The following is a 21,370-nucleotide window of genomic DNA, read 5'->3' as shown; positions in this document are numbered from 1 at the left end:
GTTCACCATAGCTCGCTATGCTTTCACAAATATTCCTTGAAACTAAACATTTATAAGCGATTTGAGCCAGTAATTTTATGTCGAACTCAGGTTATAAATAAGAATGGGAATAATTATCCTATTTAATGCGCACCATATCAAAGGTGCCTCTATCCCATCCTTGATCTGGAGAATCACCTGGGTAAACAAAATATTCAAGTCCTTCAATACTTCCCAGGCAAGCATTGTACTGCCCTTTACTCAGGCTGCGAATCCAAACGTTTTCATACCCAATTTGTGGTTCATCAAAGAAGAACTGAGAAGGTATTGAGCAGGTTGTTTCGGTGCGATCAAATGTTAGTTGAACTGCCGACCCTGACACTTCCCAGAAACCATCAACAATTACCGAATAAGGATCATCGCCTGCTGTAATCTCCACCTCATATTCAAATTCACCAAAAAATGAATGCTCATACACCTGGTAAGTTCCTATAAAAGCATCGCGGTGGAAATCACAAAATTTATATAGCAGAAGATCAAAGCTTGAGTAGAAACTTGCCACATCCGAAGCTGTATTGCCTTTGAGTTGTAATCTTAACAAATCACCTTCTGGTTGGGCTCCGTCAAAAAGGCCTTTAACCTCAATTTCGCCAAGTACCGAACCGGCAGGAATCGTTATGGATTTGGATAACAGTTCAAATCCTAAGCCCTCTTCGGCTGTTGAGATTTCAGCATCAATAATCACCTCAAAGGTGCGGTCGGTTTCAACAGACTTACTGACTCCAACCTGTATTGTATAAACCGGATCTGTGTCATTAATAATCATACTACCACCCTGCTCGATAAAGTGAATCTGAGAGGGTCCGTTGTACAGATCTATTTTATTATCATCGCATGACAGCCCAATAATGGCCATGGCTAAAGCGAATAATATATTTAACTTTTTCATTTATCTAATAGTTAAGGTTAGTATCCGTCATTTTGCTTAATAATGGTATTACCATTTATTTCAGATGTAGGTATTGGCCACTGCCAGCGGTAATCATCAGCACTAATCGATAAATCGTTAGCCGTTGATGTATTCTCTTGCGGCACACGTGTAAAACCTTTCCCCATGCGTTTCAGGTCGAACCAATAGAACCCTTCGAACATCAATTCACGCTTGCGCTCATCTGCAATTAAATCCTTCAACGCATCGCCACTAATATTAACTCCCTGATGATTTTCGATACGGTTTTCCAATAAGGCATCCAGGTCAGCAACCGCTTGCTCATCATTATTAGTGTAGGCATAAGCTTCGGCACGCATCAGGTACATTTCAGCCAGGCGCATAGGTTTAGGCATATTCATTCCTAATACCTGCGATGCAAAATCGGGGTTGGTTGGATATTTGATGACTAACTTACTGGTCCACCCGTAACCTGTTGCTGCTGTAGCCACATAGGTTGACAATCGGATATCAGACGAGTTAAACAGGTTGACCCAACTATCGGAAGGAATATAATCGGGAAGCAGTGGAGAGCTAACGTTATTCATATTAAAGAAATTATAACCTGGCGCTACCAAATTAGCATCCGTTATTCGATAACCCACGCGCCAGATAATCTCTAAGCCACTATCTTTTAACCACATATCGGTAAAGGCTTGTCCACTGCTCAGGCTAAAGGCCGGGTTATTAATGATGCGAGAGGTATGATCAATCACACCATCGTAATCTTTCATATCCAACAGAACACGCGCCATTAAACCATTGGCAAAATCAAGCGTAAACGTTTCCTCATCATAGCGCTCATTAACCGGTAACAATTGCAAGGCTTCTTCCAAATCATCAACGATATTACTATAAACTTCCTCTACAGAAGAACGGGAAGGAGTAACATCTTCATAGTCGAGACGATAAGGAATACCTAAATCGGTAGCAGCAGTGGCCTGATCATAGGCCTTAGCAAACAGACGTACCAGGTTATAGTGCAACAAAGCCCTCCCTACATAGGCTTCTCCTTTAATTCGGTTCAGATTATCCTGATCGCCTTCAATGGTATGCAGATTATTTATCAGGAATGTGGCATTATAAATAGCTCCATAGTGATTGCCCCATAAGGAACCAACCTCAGAGGTACCCGGATTTATCTTCCATGCATACATCTGCCCCAATTGGTTACTGAACCCGGTTGATGCCAGACTGGCATCGGTCATAATATCCAACATGGTACTAAGCGATCGACCATACGATGCCTCCGAACCAAAATAGGCATACATACCATACAGCAGTGCCTCAGCATCTTTTTCATTGGTTAAAATATCCTCAGCCGGTGTGCTGTCAAGAGGTTTTTGGTCGAACAAATCCTCGCACGACACCATCCCAAACATCAGCACAATTAACAGGCTATATATTGAAATATATCTTTTCATATCAGTCTTATTTTCCTTGTATTAAAATCCTAAATCAATACCAACAGTGATGGTTCTCACATGCGGATACATATTAGCCTCTGTTACCCCATAAAATTCAGGATCGATGCCTTTATAGCCTGTCCAGGTTAATAGGTTTTGGCCCTGTGCATACACCCGGCACGAATTGAAGAACATACTTTTCTTCACAAAATCCTTATTCAGGTTATAACTTATTGTGAGATTCTTCAAGCGCAAAAACGAGGCATTTTCAAGCAAGCGGGTATCAAATTCATTATCCTGGTAAGTGGGGTGTGGGTGAACGGCCTTATCGCCAGGTTGCTTCCAGTAATCCAGCATATCAACACTCTGATTGTACGAAGCAAACATACCATGGCTCTCGGTGAAGAAACGTGTATTATTAATCAGCCACTTATCTGCCATCCACGAGAAGAAAGCCGACAGCTGAAGGTTTTTGTAACTAAACGTTCCGGTAAAACCACCAGTCAACGGAGGCAAGTACGATTTTCCTTCGTGTAACACCCGATGTGCATCTGAGTAAGTATCGGTTACATCACCATCAGCGGTATACCATAATCCTTTACCGGTTGACTCGTCCACACCGGCCCAGCGAGCCATATAAAAGGTGCCTAACGGTTGATCCAGCGTAATCTTTGTATTCCCCTGATCTATTTCTTCCAGGTCGTTGTATAATTTAGTCACCCGGTTCAGGTTATACGACAGGTTGGCGTTTAAATGAAAGCCAAAATCGCCCCTTTGGATAATCTGGCCATCCAGCTCAACTTCAAAACCTTTGTTGTTCATCTCACCAATATTCTCCAGGCGCCCACCCAGACCTGTTGTTTGTGAACGTGGCACAAAAAACAGCATGTCCTTGGTCGTTTCACTATAGAAATCAACCTTCGCTCTGTATTTTCGCAGGAAAGCCATATCTAAAGCCACATTGGCTTTAAACTTGCGCTCCCAGGTTAAATCTTCATTAGCTGCCTGTGCATAGAAAGCCGCACTCTCGATAATATAACTTGTATAGCGAAATAGTGACTGGTGCTCATAGTTACCAATATTATAGTTACCTGTTTCACCAATACTGGCGCGTAGTTTTAACTGGTCAATCCAGCCCATATTTTTTACAAACTCCTCTTCCTGAATATTCCAGCCCAAACCAGCACTCCAGAAGGTTCCCCAGCGATTGTTAACACCAAAACGTGATGAACCATCGCGACGAATACTTAAGTCGGCCAGGTACTTATAGTTATAGCTGTAAGCCATATTGCCAAAAAATGAAGCCACTGTGTAGTCAGAGCCATCACCAGCCCAACTATCAATCTCTGATGCGACATTTAGTACACGAAGTTTATCGGTTGGAATATTGCGTGCTCCTACACTAAAGCCCCTATTGGTGTTAGAGATGATTTCCTGTCCAGCCAATACATTAAAATCATGCTTCTCGGCCAGGTTAAACTGATACCTCAATGTATTAGTGGGCGTCAGGCGGAAATTACGACGAAAACCCTCATTTATAAGACCATTGTAGCCACGTCCCCATTCCGAATCAGGATGCAGAAAACTGTATGAGTTATAATCGTAGAAGTCGACACCTAAGTTCGTTTTGAATGTCAGATTCTTTATCAATTCCACATCAAAGAAGACACCACCTACAATCTTAAGCGTGTTGTTCTTATTTTCATTCAGCATAATCTGCTCAATTGGGTTGGCAAACGGAAAGCCTTCATTATTGTAACTTCCATCGGGCTTTGTAGGTGCCAAATAGGGATTCAGCAAACGTGCTGCAAATATGGGGTTATATACGTTGGTAGAAGCCGCCCCACCACTTACAGTGTTGTTGTTTTTCTCATAACCAAATGAAAGGTTAACACCCAGGTTGGCTTTGTCCGAAATACTATTATCAAGGTTCAGGCGATAGGTGAAGCGTTCAAAATCAGAACGGTATTGAATGCCCTCCTGAAAGTAATACCCACCTGACATGTAAAAGCGCGTTTTTTCATTTCCACCCCTGGCTGACAGCTCGTGAGACTGCGTAAAGGCATCGCGCAATACTACATCGAACCAATTGGTATTAGTTTTTAATAATGCCAGTTTTTCTTCGGGGGTATAATTTTTTATGCCCAGCTCTTCTTCGTACTGAATTTTCTGAGCTGTATTCATCATATTAAAGTTATCGCGGGCAATTGTGTTTAAGCCATACTGACCACGATACTGTATAGTGGTGCGCCCTTCTGACTTACCGCGTTTAGTGGTAATCACGATTACACCGTTACTGGCCCGGCTACCATAGAGCGAGGTAGCTGTGGCATCCTTCAGTATGGATACATTCTCAATATCATTCTGGTTTAAAGCACTAAACTGTCCAGCTGTAATGGGTATTCCGTCCATTATGTATAAAGGATCGTTACCGGCATTGATGGAGCTGACACCCCTGATACGCACTGTAGCCGCGGCACCCGGTCGCCCCGATGAGCCTACAGAAACCACACCCGGCGCGCGTCCCTGCAGTGCCTGATCGAAACTGGCCACAGGTACCTGCTCAATTTTTTCGGCCGAAACCACTTCAACCGATCCGGTATAGGTCCCTTTTTTCTGTATACCATAGCCCGTTACTACAACCTCATCGATGTTTTCCGAATCGGACTCCATCATCACATTAATCGTCTTTTGTCCGCTAAGTGCTATTTCCTGTTGTTTAAAGCCAATAAAGGAGTATTGCAGTACCTGGGCATCCTGGGGCACCTGCAGATTATAATTACCCTCAAAATCGGTAACCGTACCAATTGTGGTCCCTTTCACAACAATGGTAACTCCAATCATTGGCTCACCATTACTCTTATCTTTTACCGAGCCGGAAATGACTGTTGATTGGGCAAGCAGTGTTCCGTTAAAGGCAATACAAAGCAAGAGCAGATAAGTTAATACATGCTTCATGTCGATTTTTTTATTTGATTTTGTTTAGTATTCTCTGATTACTATATGCTGATGGCTATTGCACCATTATTATTTTATTTGAATTGGAATTTCAGTAGTGCTATAGTTTAAAGCCTGGTCAATGGTGAGTATGGTTAATACATAATCGCCAGACATAATATCGGTTGGTATCATCAGCTCAAACAGATGCTGTTCAAGCAGTTTGTCTTCTTTTCCTGTTAACGGAAAGGTTTGGGCTTCCGGCTTCCATGGCTCATCCCATCCGCGAGTGGCTTTAAGGCCCTGACTTAAGTAAAAGGTACATTCTTTCAGCTCCACATCATCGCTAAAGTAGCCGGTAAACATCAAGGTATTGCCACGATAGTATAGGGTATCGTCGATAGGCAAAGTAATATCGGCTACCGGGGGCGTGGTATCCTCGTTTTTATCTTTCTCACATGCCAACATTAAAGGCAGAAGTAACATTAATACTATCAAATACTTATTTTTCATCTGTTTAATTTTTAGTTCAATTGCCATTACTTGTACCGCCAAACGGCATGGAGCTTAATCGATTTAATGCTTTTAAAAAGTAGTTCTTTGGTTTTGGCGATTCCCATTATTCATTTTTGTTGATGGCGTGTATGCCAGTGGCAATTATCAGCCATTAGCTGACCAATAACAGTAGCTCAGCATGAGTAAAAACAACTACCCTTTCCGTTGAAAGGGTAGTTGGGTCCGGCACAAATTAACGTTTATTGATTTTTGTAATTTGTCGTTGTCCGTTGCTATCTGTAGTAGCAACCAGGTATAAACCTTTAGGTAATTCAGATATATTTATTCGCGTAATTTTATCGTTATTCAGTGCTTTTACTTTAGCACCGTTTACTGAGTAGATTTCTACTGACTGAATAGCATTAGCCGATTCAAATACAATGAAATCAACTGCTGGATTAGGGTAAACCCGCACATTAGTTAACTCAGTATCTTCAATACCTGTTGGGATTGGATCCAAATAAATCTTATCATTTGGTGGGGTATTAGATTCTGCATCTACAACATAAGTTGTTGACTTATCCTGAAAACCAGGAGCTGTTGCAACTACATTGTATGTCCCATAAGGAACGTCACTGAATTGAGCAAGAATCATATCTGGGACCATTCCTCCACCAACATTTATTGTTGTCACTTCATATTTAATTGTTGGATACATACTATGAGTTAAGGTAACTGTACCGCTGGCTGCTACCGGTAATTCTGCCTGTTCAGGTAAACCTGAGGCATCACATAATTGCAAGTTAAATGAAATTGTAGGTAGTGTTATTACAAAATTAAGCGTGCTGGTTCCAGCCTCTACCATTACATCAGATTCAACGTAGGTAACATACCCATCGCGTTCTATAGTTACAGTGTAAGTATCTTGTGCAAGAGAAAAAATATTATTTGTAACCCCTCCCCACATTAAATCAGGTACAATTGTCTGACTCCATTTTACACCATCAGTTCCTTCGAAAGTAACTGTCACATCAGCTAATTGCTCATTGGTATGGAAATCACGTACCGATACCGTAACTTCTTGTCCAGCCTTTAATTCATAGGTTGCACTGGTATTAGATACATCCACTGTAATTTCATCTCCAAAACTTGCATAACCACTCGCCGTGATTTCTAACTGATGTATTCCATCTGGTACGTTTTCAAGCATTACTTCTCCATCGGCATTTGAACTCCAAGAAATTCTTTCTAATCCGGTTTCAATAGCTACGGAAGCATATTGGATAGGAGCTTTTGTAACAGCATCAATTACAGTTATTGTGACTGTTTGACTTGCAAAAGGCATTACAGAATATTCATAAATATCAGTATCAGCACCATTTTCGGCAAACATGTACAGTTTATCTCCTGTGCTATACATGTGATTAATGGCTAAAGTCGGATCATTTTCAACCGTTAACATTTTGGTTGTACCACTATGACCATCCGAAACATAAACCACATCGCTGGTACCATTATTACCAACAAACGCTACACCTCCATCAATAGCCGTTAGAGATGTATATGTATTACTTGCTGTAATAGCATCAGGCATAGAGTTAACATATGTACCGCTCGTCGGATTGATTGTAAATAATTCAGTTTCGTTACCTGTTGTAGCAGCCAACACATAAATATTACCACCAGACATTACCATATCGCTAATATTATCTGATTCGCCCTGAGCATTTAAATGAAAAGGTGTGTATGTCCAACCGCCTCCAGGGCCAAATTGAAACGCAATCTTGGTCAACTTTCCATTAACAATACCATATAAGTCCCAACCATTAGCAATCATAGGTAATTCATCATTAACCATGACATCCATTCCATTATCTGTCATTCGGGTAACATTTCCATCTGCATCCATGCTAAAAAGAACCGCATCAGAAAATTCACCAGGATTACCTTGCAGGAAGAATAAACTATTACCTACAGCTTTAAAATTATAAAATACCTGTTCAGTACCACTGTAAACCTCTTTAATAATACTGCCATCAAACTCATATATTATAGGTGTTGGGAAAAATCCTCCTGTGGCACCTGCTATATAAAGTTTATTATTATACATAGTGCCAATAGGCTTTGAGTTTGGCGTATACGGACTGTAGGAATTCGCTAGCGCTGTATTCAGGCTAGAACCATCTGTATAACTCGGCAAATAAGTAGTTCCGCTAATTGGATCAAAACCATCAGCATAATTATAAAAATATAATGGATTATCAGCTCCTGTATATCGAAGTACACCTGATGATGGTTTTTTTGTAGCGTCGACCGGATTTGGTCCATCAACTAGGGAAGCTGTTCCTCCATCCAGTTTTCTGAGTCCGGCACCAGAACCATCTGTATCGCCCAAGTAGAAAGCAATTGTTCCATCACTCCAGCTATTAAGGCCCGCTACAGATCCTGTCACCAAGGTTTCTGTGTCGTTGAAAGTAATCCCATCAGTTGTGTATGAAATCACATCATTTGAGCCATCATTTGAAATATAAACCATACCTGTACTGTAGGGCAATACCTCAGACACTGAACCTGTTTGCGTATGGCTTTTAATAAGGTCCTGAGCCATCATGCTTGTAATTAAAAGGCAAAAAACTGCCAATAACATAGTAAATCTTTTCATGATTTTCATTGATTAAATTGATTAATAATAGGTTGCCGTTGCAACCGGGTGATATTTTTAGAATATTCTCCATGCTCCATGGTTTTAATGAAGCATGGAGAATATTAGTTAACGCTTGATGAGTTTATGAACTATCACAGAAGTGTCGGTATACACCTTCAGCATGTACACACCTGGTTTAAGCTTACTTACATTGAGTGAGAAAGTTTTTTCACTACCAGTTAAACTGATGAGCTGCACCACTTCGCCCGATGTACTCACTATCTCACATTTGTGAGTAGCTTCCAACTGATCATTGAACTGCACATTTACAACATCATCAGCCGGATTAGGATATAGCTGTAATCCCTGGTAGTTGTCATCATCAATACCCGTGCGGTGCTCAATAAATACCGGAAAGCCGGTTTCCAGCACTGCACCCTGATTGTCTGTGGCTTTTACATTCATGTATACATAGCCTGGTGACACAGGCATAAAGGCCAGTGAAGCGTTTGTACTCATTATCTGCACGGCACTGGAAATCTCGTAGCTGGTTTCGAAAAACACTTCATCCCCATCTGGATCTTTTATGTAATCAGATAAGTTTAGTACATAAGCATCCTCTGTTTCAATGGCATAGGTTTGTTCACCAATCTCTATCACCTCCACCGGTGCACGGTTCACATTAGCCACACTCACTATCAGTGTAAACTGTGTGGCATTGCCATAGCTATCTTCAGCCTCTACCACAAATTCATGCAAGCCTTCACCATCATAATCAGGCGTAAATTCTATCTCTACTTCATTGCCAGATATGGTGTAGGCAAAGTATGTTTTGTCTTCAGGCACATTAATGGTAAAGCTGTCACCCTCCTCGTCATAAACTTTCAACACATAGTTCAAGGTATCGGCCTCATTAATGCTATAGCGTAACTCATTGCCGTCGGCATACTGAGGTCCCTTATTTCGGGTTATAGATACAGGCACCTCTACCTTCGGATTGTAAGGGTCGTTACTCTTAATTATAATATTAGCCAAGTTTATACCTTGTTCAGCATAGGTTGAATTAAAAGTCAGGTTGATACTGCCTTCCTCTCCCGGAGCCAGGGTTCCCAATTTATCCGATTCAATGGTACACCAGGTTAAACCTCCTGCTTCCATTTCGGCAGCACGCATGAGCCAACCCAAAGTTTTGTGACCCGCCTCCACGGTTTCAAACATGGTTTCACCATCACCAAAGTAATATCGGTTCGACACTTCTTCGGCGGCCGTAATGGTTCCCTGCGGATACTCTACTGTATTTTCATACATGAACATCACAAAGAATTTCTCATTGGGGAAGAAGAACACATGCTCTTCTAGTTCAAGTGTAATTAAAGTTCCTTCTGATGATGCTTCATCGGCACTATAATCAAACTTCTGCTCATATAATAACTGACATTCCGACAACCGCTCTGCTCCGCCATAAATAAAGACCTTTATCTGGCTTTCGAGTTGTTCACCCCAGGCATACCAGGTTTGCACATGCGACAGGTTAAAACCGTCCTCAGGCGCATAGAAGCCCGTAGCGCAAGTAAAATTCAGGGTGCTACTACCAAAGCCAACTTTACTCTCATTAGTAGTTGCTTGCTCATATTGCAGTACGCGGTTAAAGTCTTCCATTGTGCTCTTCAGCTGTGGAACAAATGCTTCTTTGCTGCGTTCTTCAACTTTCAGTCGGCTGATATTTTCCGACGGCATGGACATGGTAGACATTGAAACTCCTGCCGTTTGTGGAGTTGTACCGCGTTTAAAAGCAATACCAATCTCGTAATCCAGATTTGTAGAACCGGCTGCATTATCGAAAATAATGCTTCGATTAGCTACATAATTAATGGTATCGGTATACAGGTGAATGCCTTCTGTTTGAACATTAATCACCGGAGGCATTGTAAACACCCCTGACACCGGCACTTTAATGGCTTCCTCTTCAATATCGCAATACACCATTACGGTATCAATCACATTTGCTTCTGCCAATGGATATACACGTAGTCGGAAGGTTTCTTCCTCATTTGGTTTAAGCTTGTAGTTTATCAACTTACGTGAGATATCTACCCAACCATCGGCGGCGCTACCTGTTCCAAACTTATTGTCATCGCCCATGGTGATGGCGTAGTTAAAACCATCCTTAAGCTTCACATTACGTATCTGAACAGCACGTGTCCCTTCATTCTTTACTGTAAAATCAAAATCGTAACGCTTATATGGCGATGTATAATCAGTGTTATCGTGCTCTATCATCATTAGTTCACCCATATCGAGGGTATCGTTCACCAGCACATTATTCTCACCAATTACTTCCATTACAACGGGGATGCTGAATTCAGGATTATCAGGCGTATCGTTTGCAAACCTGAGGTTATCGGTATAAGTACCATCATACAGCGACTCAGCATTTAAGTAAACATTAAACGGTTGTGTACTGTTGGCTGGAACTGTGTATGATTTGGTTGGTAAGAAAGTAACTACGGTTCCATCCTTGATAATTCCCATTGTACGCGCCGACACCTGAATACCTTTGGTGCCATCCTGGTTTTCAATCCCAATTAACGATGCGAGTACTCTGGCTAACTCAGGCTCCATCACTTCGTACATATACTTGATTATACCGCTCTTATACAGCCATACTTCAACTGTAGCTGGTGCTCCTCCTCCGTTGGATCCCATATCCTGAAAACGGATAACGAACTTATCGTCATAGGTTTTTGTGTATATCCCTGTCTCAGGATATATTTCTGGATTAGATAAACCATTAAACCCGAATAGTGGTGCCAGATAACCATTAATTGGTGCCTCATTAGGAATAAAATGATCAGGTCCCCATTCCCGTGAAGGCTGATTAGGCAAGTAAGTTATCACCCCGGTATGTCCCACATAAATAGTATCATACTTTTCACCGTAATAAGCCACCTCAAAGGGTAATGGAATAGTCATCCAAAATTTATCAGGATTGAAGATTTCATTGGTTACATCCAGCTTAGTCCCATCCTTGATGGCAGTACTCCAATTCAGATATGGTGAATCAGCAATGTCTTCTATCGTATAGGTATAGTCAAAGCCCCTACTTACTTCAGAACCATCATCAGGCCATGCAAACAGCCACTCATTGGCGGATGGCATCACTTCCATCGGGTTGTTGCCTGAATTGATAATATCTACACTTACAACGGTTGATTCACCATGCTTAAGCGTTTGATTAATTTCACTCACTCCTGATGAAATAACAGGCGCATCAACCACATTACATGCTACCGGTATACGATAGGTTTGACCTTCATCATCTGTGATTACCAACACATCGTTAATAGCCCCCAGTTCGGCTGCGTTCACCGTAACTGTATAATCCGAAACCGTTTTTGGACGTAACATAGCTGGCAAATAGCCATCTACAGTAAACAACCCATTTCCGAGCACTACATCGGTAATGGTGCCAATGGCGCGTCCTTCATTGGTGATTCGCAGTTTAATATCCTGAATAGCCCCCTGGAAAACATCACCAAAATCCAATGTTTGCGGTTCAAAGACAAAGTCTACCACGCCACCACTTGTAATATTCAGTTTAATGGTATGGCTAACCGGGTTATTAACCGGGTCGGTGCTGACAATATTAATGCGCTCATTAAAATCGGCCTGATACAGTTTCTCTGTTGAACCTTTATAACGAATCTCTACTGATGAACCAACCGGAACCGTTCCATACGGATTACTAATTTCTTCAACCACACCAAATCCCGGATTCTTAAAATAAATCTGATGACCTGTAGTTGGGAAAGTGTTCAAAACAAATGGTTCAGAGGCCTTTGTGCCATAACCATTTAGTACAATTCTATCATCCAATGACTGGTCTTCAATCATAATTAGCGTTGAAGCTCTGTTAAACCCAAGATCTCTTGTCCCCAGCACCTCGCCCAGGTCTTTATAATTGAAATCAATATCTCCTGTCTGATGCAGTACAATCTGAAAAGTTACTGGCTCCTCCAACCAGCCAATACCATTACTTGTAGAGCTATCGTAATTATAACTCTCATGTACTACCCCTTGATACTGAATGATGAATTTGCCAGGAAGTGACTGGTAGTATATCTTACCACCTTTATCTAAACTAAATGGCATTCCCCAGGCAGATATCAGCTTAGTTGGCTGAGCAGGGTTCTTATAGCCTGCAGGCTTGGAATTGAACCAACCATTATTGACCATTGATACTGCTCCCCAATTAGAGATATAACAAGTGTCGTATTCATTACCAAAATAGGGGAAACGGAAACCCATCTCAGCCTCTGTTAACATAACAGAACCATCGAGACGGAAGAGATCCGTAACATCTGTGCCAGTAAACTGAATATCGTCCCACACGAAAGCTTCTTCTCCCGGAGTCGGTATATTCTCCCCTGCCACATAACCAAAGTTGTGGATGGAATTCTTATCAAAATCAGGCATATTGGAGCCATCGGCAAACTTAGGCACATAGTAGCGTAACGGGAAGTCACCCTCATTACGAAGGTGGAAACTACCTTCAAAAGCATCACCAAGTACCATGTTGGCAAATTCACTTACAGGCGGACTAACTACCGCTTTGGCAGGCCAGGTACCTGCTCCATATAAACTGAAGGTGTGTACTTTGCCGATTTTATCACTCACCTTCACCGTAGCATTGATAGCTCCTTCGGTTGTTGGAGTAAAATAGAACGTCAACTCTTCCGAGCGTTCTGCCGGAATAACCTTTGGAGCATTACCGATTAATTTAAAGTCAGGATGACTGATTTCCACATTCAACGAGTTGAATGCATTATCAAATGCAGCCAGTCCGGTATTATATATCGTAATACTCTGCTCTTTTCCTGTACCAATAAATACGTTGCCAAAATCAACTACATCATCACTTTGAATGCGACTGTCCTGACCATTAACCTCAAAGTTTAGCGTTAAATCTTCCCAATTATCAGGATAGCCCTGACCAAAAACCTGCAGATTGGTTTCGTAGTTACCATTGATCAGTTTGGCTGCATTTACAGTTAAATCAATGGTTTGTGATTCATTAGCATTGAGATAACCCGCTGTTTCAGAAATCTCCAGATAAGGTTCAAGTGCCTCCAGTTCATTTGTCGCAATAACCACCCAAACCTTGGTATAGTCGTAATAAACATCTTTTATTTTTTTCCAGGTTACTCCCTGATCGATGCTGTAATATGAATAATCGGTAACAGCCATGTTGTATGCCTGAGCTGCAAGGAATGGATATCGGTGCCCAGGTGGAATATGAAATACAATGTAAAATTCATCTCCCTCGTTAAAATACATTTGTTTATTAAAGACGATGTGATCGATGTAATAATTTACTTCCCCCACATCAAATGTCTGAGAGTGAATAAGCTTGGCAGTATTAATATCTCCCCCTTTGTACACCTCAACATAAAGTGGCTCTTCAGACATTTTTTCAAAGTTTAAACCCACCTGAACACTGGTTAGATTAAACCCATCCGGATTAATTACTTTGAAGTAAGTTGCCGAAGAATTGCTTAACTCTTCGTTGGATTCACCAAATGTAATAAGTGTTTCAAGCAGATAATTAGGATCATAGTAATACATATATCCCAGAGTAGGTTTCTGAGCATACGGCACAATGTCCTCTGAAGCTGACAAACTGTGTGCTTCAACACCCGTTTTACCTCCTGTATAATTAACTTTATATGGTATACGGTCGTTTATCTGGCTGTATATATCTATGTTTTCAACATGGTTTTGTCTGATATTCCAGTTAAGTAAGCCCTCTCCCGTGTTAGTGATTGTAAACTGCTGATGCGAAAGCGTATCTACATTCACATCAATGCTGAAGTCGATATTTTTCTTGTCCAGTGAAATAATTGGTCCACTGTTAGTGGTAATGGTAATCACATTTGACAACTCTGCTTCATTACCCCAACGGTCAACACCTGTTACTCCTATGTGGTAAGTGGTGTGCGCTTTAAGCTTATCCAACTGGTATGAATAGGCATCGCCAGCATCAGCCAAGGAATTGATGCGCACATAATCAACCGCATCCAGGTTGTTATTATCTAAAGGTGTTTCGGAATAATACACATGGAAGTAACGAGGTTGGTCATCATCTTCATCGGCAGGCACTGTCCATTCTAATAAAGTAAATGTGCCAGATACCCCGTTATGCTTCAAATCAGTAATGGCATCGGGTGCTATGCCATTGTCCTCAAGCAGCGCCAGGTAGGCATCAGCGGCACCAAGCCCAACCTTACCAGTCCAAGGCTTATTAATCTCCATGGTGTCAATTACATTCACTCCACCAAGTAATCTGGCAGTCAGTTGGCTGGCATCAAACTCAGGTCCTTTATATTCAGAGGCAATCAGCGCGGCAATACCCGACACGTGTGGGCAAGCCATTGATGTACCATCGTAGAAACCATAACTATTATCAGGCATAGTGCTTAATACACCATGATCCTGCCCATCAAGCACATCACCTCCAGGTGCCGAAATATCTAACCAGTCGCCATAGTTTGAATAACTTGTAATCCTATTGTTAGGTCCTGTGGCCGCTACAGCTATTACCGGCTCATAGCAGCCTGGCCAATATTCACCTTCGTCACCATTATTACCGGCAGCAAAAATGACCACACCACCCTTCATGGGGCTGTTTTCAAATTGCCCGGCTTCTTCCATAAAATAATCGATGGCATCCAATATAGATTGTTCCACAACTCCCGGCACGTTCCAGCCCCAGCTGTTTTGAGCAATCACAGCACCATTATCAGCAGCGTATACAAAGGCAGCTTCAGCGCTACCTGTCGAACTTTCCGACATAATCATGCATGACATGATGCGCACACCATCATTGTTACCTGATCCTCCGGCTACACCAGCAACTCCAATACCATTATTATTTACAGCTGCCACTGTACCGGCCACGTGTGTTCCGTGCGGCAATGGTTTTACATCGCCATCCATATTAACAAAGTCAAAGCCATAGATATCGTCCACATAGCCATTGCCGTCACTATCTTCACCGGGCGTACCATTTAACTCGGCTTCATTCACCCACATATTGGCAGCCAAATCTTCGTGTTTATAATCCACACCTTGATCAATAACTGCGACAACTATATCAGGATCTCCTGTTTGGCGATTCCACGCACGTAACAGGTTAATATCCGCTCCCGGTGTTCCAGGATTATCTGTTGTATTATGGTAGTGCCACTGCTCATTAAATTGCGGATCATCAAAAGGTGATTCGCTGGTTGTAGCCATCGTATTCAGCATTGCTTTAGGCGCCATCCGCAGATTATGTGGCACCAGGCTTTTTTCGTAAAATGGCTCAGCCCGTTCAATCTCAATTAAATTGCCATAGGCCTTAATAACGCTTTCGAGCTGCGCCTCTGTTTCAACCTCCACCTTATACCATAAATGTAAACCATGCTTTTGGTGCTTAATATCATGCTTGGCAGAATAAGGTATGAGTCGCTCTATTTTTACAGCCTCATACTGAATATTCAGCTGGTCAACAGCTTTAATACCGACTTCAGAATAGCCACTAACTGTTTTGGACTTAAGCCCGCTCGGCTCAACCACCAGGCTTGGCTTCAGCTTTATTTTAAAAGCCCCCTGGAGCTTTCCATTTTTGTAAGTCTGCAAATGCTGCGCATGAGCAAGTGAGAATATAAAGACACTCATCAGCAACAGCATGAACTTTCTAACATGGGTAGATGTATTCATTTTGTAGATTTTTGTTGATTTAATTATCGAAGTTTCTTCTTGTTTGCTTTTTTATTCGTCGACTCCAGTTGTTTAAGCAGTTTCTTGAAGACTTTATTCTCTTCTTCCCGCTTCTTAATAAGTCGGTTTATTTCTTTATCAGTTATCTCTCGGCACATCCTTGGATTTAATAATTTGTTAGACATTTTTTGGTTTTGATACAAAACAGGGAGTTTAGCCTTAAGACATCAAAAAAAGCTCCCTCTCAGAACTTCTCATTCACGTCACAAAACCTCAGCATAGGTTGGTCAAAGAGTATTAATTGGATAATTTCACCTCTCACCCAGAATCATACACATCTGTTTTATTGCTCTTTAACACCTCTCACACTTATTTTTTGACTATATTTCACATTATTGCGGCATTCTATTTGTTTGGGAATTATTAAGTACTTTAGTCGCCATCGGGAGGGATAAGAATGAAGAAACTATTACCATATTCAATAAATGTATGGCTGTATCTGTGTATCTATGCGCTTAGCCAGCATAATGTATTAGCTAATGATATTGTCAGGGAAGACAGCCTTACGTTTAAGCTTGAGCAGTCACAAAACACTAATGAAAGGTTAGCTATACTTTTGGAACTGGTTAAGCTCACCAGAAAATACGACTTGAAGAAGTCGCTGCTGTTTGGAACTCAAGGGGAACAAATAGCCCTAAGCAAGGAAAGAGAAGAGTGGCTGCCAGAGTTCCAGCTCGAAAACGGATCCAGCAACTATTTTCTTGGCAACTACGATGAAGCTCTTGAGAATTACCTGAATGCCATTGAGAATTATACAAAAATCGAAAACAATGTTGGATTAATCAGAAGTTTCAACAATACAGGGATGATTTATGATCGTATTGAAAACTATCCGAAGTCAATCAATTATTACCGACAGGCCCTGCATTACTTTGGCCTTTGCACCGAAAAAGAAAAAGAACAATACAAAAGGTATCAGTCGCAGATTTACAACAATATTGCCAGTGCTAACCTGAGTTTGGGCAATAGAAAGGAAGCCAAGGTATATTATGAAAAAGCACTTGACGTAGCCAAAGAAATAGGCTTCAGGCACATTATCGGTTCCATCTATAATAACCTGGGTAAGATTGAGATTATAGAACAGGATTATCCAACAGCCTATCGCTATCTTAATAAGGCCATTAAAATCAGACAAGAAGACAATGAACTGGAAGGTCTTGCCAAGTCCTATTATTTCCTGTCCAACTACTATTCAAACATTAACGAATTGGATAGTGCCGAATGGGCGGCCAGGAAAGCCTTAAACATTGCCAAAGAGATTAATGTCCTGGAACCTCAGAAAGTGGCTCATATGTTTTTGTATGAAATATATGAAAGCAAAGGACTACTTAAAGAGGCCCTTGAAGAGCATAAAAATTATAAACTGATTAGTGACAGCCTGATTAATGAACAAAAGGTTAATCAGCTTTCTCAGCTGCAAATATCATACGAGGTAGATAAAATAGAAGAAGCCAATAAACTGGAAAAGTCACGCATCAGATCATTCTACACCTTGTTAATAACGATTTTGTCGGCAACCCTATTGATTGCCATATTGCTGATGATAATTTTTAAAATGCAAAAGCGGAAGGTGGACCTGGAAAACACCAAATTGGAGATGGAGGTGGAAACCAAAAACAGAGAATTGACTACAAATGTAATGTACCTGGTTCAGAAAAATGAGCTGCTTAACAATGTGGCCAAAAAGCTAATTAACCTCAAGGATAATCTGAAAGACGCCAATAAAAAACCTTTGCAGCAGATTATTTATAATTTACAGTCACAATCCGACAATGAAGTGTGGCAGGAGTTCCAACTGCGATTCAACCAGGTGCACAATGACTTTTATGAGCGAATCAGAGCTAAGCATCCCGAAATAACCCCTTCAGAAGAGCGCCTATGTGCCTTACTCAGGCTGAATATGACATCAAAGGAAATTGCAGCTATAACGCATCAAACGCTGCGGGGTGTTGAAGTGGCCAGAGGCAGGTTACGTAAGCGGCTTGATTTAACCGGCACCGATATAAACCTGATAACATACCTGGAAGGATTTTAATATAAAAAAAGAGGGACTGCTGATACATTCCCTCTTTTTTACTATTGCTGCATACTTACTATCATTCTGCCATATAGGCTCCGGTAGAATCACGCCAGTACTTCAGCTTAAAGTATAGCTTTTGCTTAACACCCGGAAGTTCCGTCGACAGATCATTTTTCTCCTCCAAATCAGTTGATAAATCATATAATTCTACCCGTTTCTCATCATAAAAATCAATGAGCTTATAATTGCCTAGCCTGATGGCTGAGCAGTTAATATCACCTGTTGCATGGGGCCTGCTTACGGGTGAATGCCAGAAAATGGCTCTATCACTTCCTTCCTGCGCATCACCATATAACTGCTCATTAAAACTAGCTCCGTCACGGTGGGCTTGCGGCAATAGCTCCCGACCTGCAATATTCAGAATGGTTGGAAAGAAATCGGTTCCTGTGACAATATGATCAGACTGTGAACCTGCAAGTATTTTCCCTGGCCATTTCACTATCATTGCCTCACGAATACCACCCTCGTACAGGTGTCCTTTGCCGGCACGCAGTGGATGATTGGATGTGGCCACTCGTCGTGGATTAAAGCCACGGTTAGATAGGCCTCCGTTATCCGAAAAGAAGATGAGCACCGTATTTTCGGTTTCTCCCATTTCTTCAACTGTTTTAAGGATACGCCCCAGGCTCTCATCCATGCTGTATATCAGCGCTGCATACTCCGGATCATCCTGGTGCATTTTTGTGGTTCCGGTACCTTCGCCGATAAAAGCATCACCCTCGTAGGTCATCGTTGCTAACTTATTTCTGAATTTTTCAACATGTTCTGGTTTGCCATGTAACGGCTCGTGCACGGCATAGTGCGACACAAACGCAAAGAATGGCTGCTCAGGTTGTTCATCATTATGCTGCTTGAGCCATCCGATGGTTTTATCAGTTAAATGATCTGTGAGATACTGCCCTTCTGCGCCGTCCTCTAAACCTTCAATAGGTGCCTTTTTACCTTTCTGCGGGCCTTCATTGTAGGGATAGAAATAGGATATTGGTGAGCCGGCATGGCCACCTGCAATGTTCACGTCAAAACCAACATCCTGTGGTAATGTGCCAGAAGTGGCTAAATGCCATTTACCGGCAAAGAACGTTGCGTAACCAGCCTCTTTTAAAGCCGATGCAATGGTTTGCTCATCGGCTTTTAATTTGCCTTCATCACCGGGGCGAACATTCAGTTTACCTTCACCTGGACCAGGCATCTGCGCCCTGGCAGGATACTTACCGGTGATGATGGAGTATCGCGACGGGACGCAACGCGGATGAGTGGCATAAGCATTGGTAAATACCATCCCTTCTTTGGCCAATTGATCGATATTAGGTGTTTCATAGAACTGTGAGCCATTATACCCCACATCGGCCCAACCTAAATCATCGGCCAGAAAAAAGATGATATTGGGAGGCTTATTTTGTTGTGATTTCTGACAAGCACAAAATAGTCCGCCTATTAAAAGTCCTGCAATTAATATTTTTAGTTTCATAGCTGAATAAAAAAAAAGCGAACCTCTGGAGGCTCGCTTATCAATTAATACTGATTTGGATGACGATAATCTCCATAAGGATGTTTAACCGTGCGCTTCAGCGGAATATTCATTCCGTGCGTTTGCTCCAGCCAGTCGTATAGGTCGGAAGCCAGCTGCTTTGCCACATCGCCATAGGCGGGGTCACCCATCAGGTTGTACTGTTCATCCGGATCGTTGATGATGTCATACAGTTCATTCTGGTCCCAGATACCTTGATAACGCATGTATTTGTACTGGTCGGTGCGCACACCAAACACTGTTGGCGTCATCGGAAAGTCGTACTCCCAGAAGTATTCGTAATACACACGTGTACGCCAGCCTTCCTCGTTGCCTTGTAACAACTGAACCATTGAATGACCTGGCATATATTCAGGCTTTTTAACGCCTGCACACTCCAATATGGTAGGCGCCACATCAACATTTTGTACCATGCGTTCAATGTTCTTACCACCTTCAAATATTTCAGGACAACGGATGAGCATTGGCACCTTCACCGACTCTTCGTAGAAATGGCGTTTATCAATCAAGCCGTGTTCGCCCCAGCTAAAACCATTGTCGCCCATGTAAATCACCATGGTAGACTCATCCAGACCGTTTTTGCGTAACCATTCCATAACGGTACCGATGCTCTCATCTACACCTAAAAGGGTTTCGCAATACTTCTGCAAGTTCTCATCAAATGTACCATTCTTACCATGATACATGTAATCAACACCGTGCCAGCTGTGACGTTGTTGCTTCACCCACTCAGGCCATTTCAGCTCCTGGTAGTCATCTCCAATTGTTTGTGTAAAGGTGGCCGGTTTTTCAATGGTTTTGCCATCGTAAACACCATCATGACGCCTGGCCGGCTTAAACAAGGCATGCACGGCTTTGTGTGACAAGTACATGAAGAATGGTTTTTCAGTATCTCGTTTATCCAGCCATTCAATAGCATGCTCGGTTAATAAATCGGTGATGTAGGTGTCCTCATCGTACTGCATACGCTGCCCATTGATGTTTAAGTTTGGTGCATAATAATCCCCTTGCCCTTTAAAACTTTCCCAATGGTCGAATCCTGGTCGCGGATCATCATGTTCATCGCCCATATGCCACTTACCAAAGAAACTGGTTTGATACCCGGCTTTTTGCAGGTACTGTGGAAAATACACCAGGTTCCCAGGATCTGGCGCCACATTATCAACAATGGTGTGAACGTGCGAATATTGGCCCGTTAAAATACTCGCACGGCTTGGCGAGCACAATGAGGTGGTGACGAAGGCGTTTTTCATGTAGGCGCCTTCGCCGGCCAGCTTATCCATCTCAGGTGTTTCGAGCCAGGGCACCTTGCCTGTAAAACCCATGTAATCATAACGGTGATCATCGGTCAGAATGAATATAACATTACGTTGTTTGGCTCCTTCTACCCTTTCTACCTTAATTTCGTCTGTATCTTCTGTTGGAGCAGTTGAACAAGCGCTCAATACCCCAAGTAATAATAAACTATAGAATAAAAAATACTTCATTTGTC

The 21,370-nt window shown here is 41.9% G+C and carries 9 protein-coding genes; 1 reads left to right on the top strand and 8 read right to left on the bottom strand.

The window, feature by feature from the left end:
- Positions 1-118 precede the first annotated feature (118 nt).
- From KEM09_RS20850 to KEM09_RS20825, 6 genes are all read right to left on the bottom strand, one after another.
- Positions 119-928 (bottom strand): DUF4843 domain-containing protein, encoded by an 810-nt coding sequence (locus KEM09_RS20850; RefSeq protein WP_212231640.1) that lies wholly within the window; start codon positions 926-928, stop codon positions 119-121.
- A 17-nt stretch (positions 929-945) separates the two neighbouring features.
- Positions 946-2,391 (bottom strand): RagB/SusD family nutrient uptake outer membrane protein, encoded by a 1,446-nt coding sequence (locus KEM09_RS20845; protein WP_212231638.1) that lies wholly within the window; start codon positions 2,389-2,391, stop codon positions 946-948.
- A 21-nt stretch (positions 2,392-2,412) separates the two neighbouring features.
- Positions 2,413-5,331 carry a SusC/RagA family TonB-linked outer membrane protein gene (locus KEM09_RS20840; protein ID WP_212231636.1) on the bottom strand — a complete coding sequence of 973 codons (2,919 nt, stop codon included), beginning with the start codon at positions 5,329-5,331 and terminating at the stop codon, positions 2,413-2,415.
- A 69-nt stretch (positions 5,332-5,400) separates the two neighbouring features.
- Complete coding sequence (locus KEM09_RS20835) at positions 5,401-5,823, bottom strand: DUF4625 domain-containing protein (protein ID WP_212231634.1); 423 nt, start codon at positions 5,821-5,823, stop codon at positions 5,401-5,403.
- A 235-nt stretch (positions 5,824-6,058) separates the two neighbouring features.
- Complete coding sequence (locus KEM09_RS20830; RefSeq protein WP_212231632.1) at positions 6,059-8,467, bottom strand: carboxypeptidase regulatory-like domain-containing protein; 2,409 nt, start codon at positions 8,465-8,467, stop codon at positions 6,059-6,061.
- A 108-nt stretch (positions 8,468-8,575) separates the two neighbouring features.
- Positions 8,576-16,210, bottom strand: coding sequence for a S8 family serine peptidase (locus tag KEM09_RS20825; RefSeq protein WP_212231630.1), 7,635 nt, complete (start codon positions 16,208-16,210; stop codon positions 8,576-8,578).
- A 457-nt stretch (positions 16,211-16,667) separates the two neighbouring features.
- Between KEM09_RS20825 and KEM09_RS20820 the strand changes: the two genes are divergently transcribed.
- Positions 16,668-18,305, top strand: a complete 1,638-nt coding sequence (locus KEM09_RS20820) for a tetratricopeptide repeat protein (RefSeq protein ID WP_212231628.1) — start codon at positions 16,668-16,670, stop codon at positions 18,303-18,305.
- A gap of 61 nt (positions 18,306-18,366) precedes the next feature.
- Here KEM09_RS20820 and KEM09_RS20815 read toward each other — a convergent pair whose 3' ends face one another.
- A complete protein-coding gene (locus KEM09_RS20815; protein ID WP_212231626.1) occupies positions 18,367-19,818 on the bottom strand; it encodes a sulfatase in 1,452 nt (483 codons plus the stop codon).
- A gap of 44 nt (positions 19,819-19,862) precedes the next feature.
- Entirely contained in the window at positions 19,863-21,365 is a 1,503-nt protein-coding gene (locus KEM09_RS20810) for a sulfatase family protein (protein WP_212231624.1), read from the bottom strand.
- Positions 21,366-21,370 lie beyond the last annotated feature (5 nt).

The organism is Carboxylicivirga mesophila (genome assembly GCF_018271975.1).
Lineage (GTDB): Bacteria > Bacteroidota > Bacteroidia > Bacteroidales > Marinilabiliaceae > Carboxylicivirga > Carboxylicivirga mesophila.
The sequence above is the reverse complement of the archived record's forward strand: the minus strand, read 5'-3'. Positions and strand labels throughout refer to the sequence as shown.

Coding starts and splice junctions, on each gene's coding strand:
- KEM09_RS20850 (WP_212231640.1), bottom strand. CDS start 928: ATGAAAAAGTTAAATATATTATTCGCTTTAGCCATGGCCATTATTGGG.
- KEM09_RS20845 (WP_212231638.1), bottom strand. CDS start 2,391: ATGAAAAGATATATTTCAATATATAGCCTGTTAATTGTGCTGATGTTT.
- KEM09_RS20840 (WP_212231636.1), bottom strand. CDS start 5,331: ATGAAGCATGTATTAACTTATCTGCTCTTGCTTTGTATTGCCTTTAAC.
- KEM09_RS20835 (WP_212231634.1), bottom strand. CDS start 5,823: ATGAAAAATAAGTATTTGATAGTATTAATGTTACTTCTGCCTTTAATG.
- KEM09_RS20830 (WP_212231632.1), bottom strand. CDS start 8,467: ATGAAAAGATTTACTATGTTATTGGCAGTTTTTTGCCTTTTAATTACA.
- KEM09_RS20825 (WP_212231630.1), bottom strand. CDS start 16,210: ATGAATACATCTACCCATGTTAGAAAGTTCATGCTGTTGCTGATGAGT.
- KEM09_RS20820 (WP_212231628.1), top strand. CDS start 16,668: ATGAAGAAACTATTACCATATTCAATAAATGTATGGCTGTATCTGTGT.
- KEM09_RS20815 (WP_212231626.1), bottom strand. CDS start 19,818: ATGAAACTAAAAATATTAATTGCAGGACTTTTAATAGGCGGACTATTT.
- KEM09_RS20810 (WP_212231624.1), bottom strand. CDS start 21,365: ATGAAGTATTTTTTATTCTATAGTTTATTATTACTTGGGGTATTGAGC.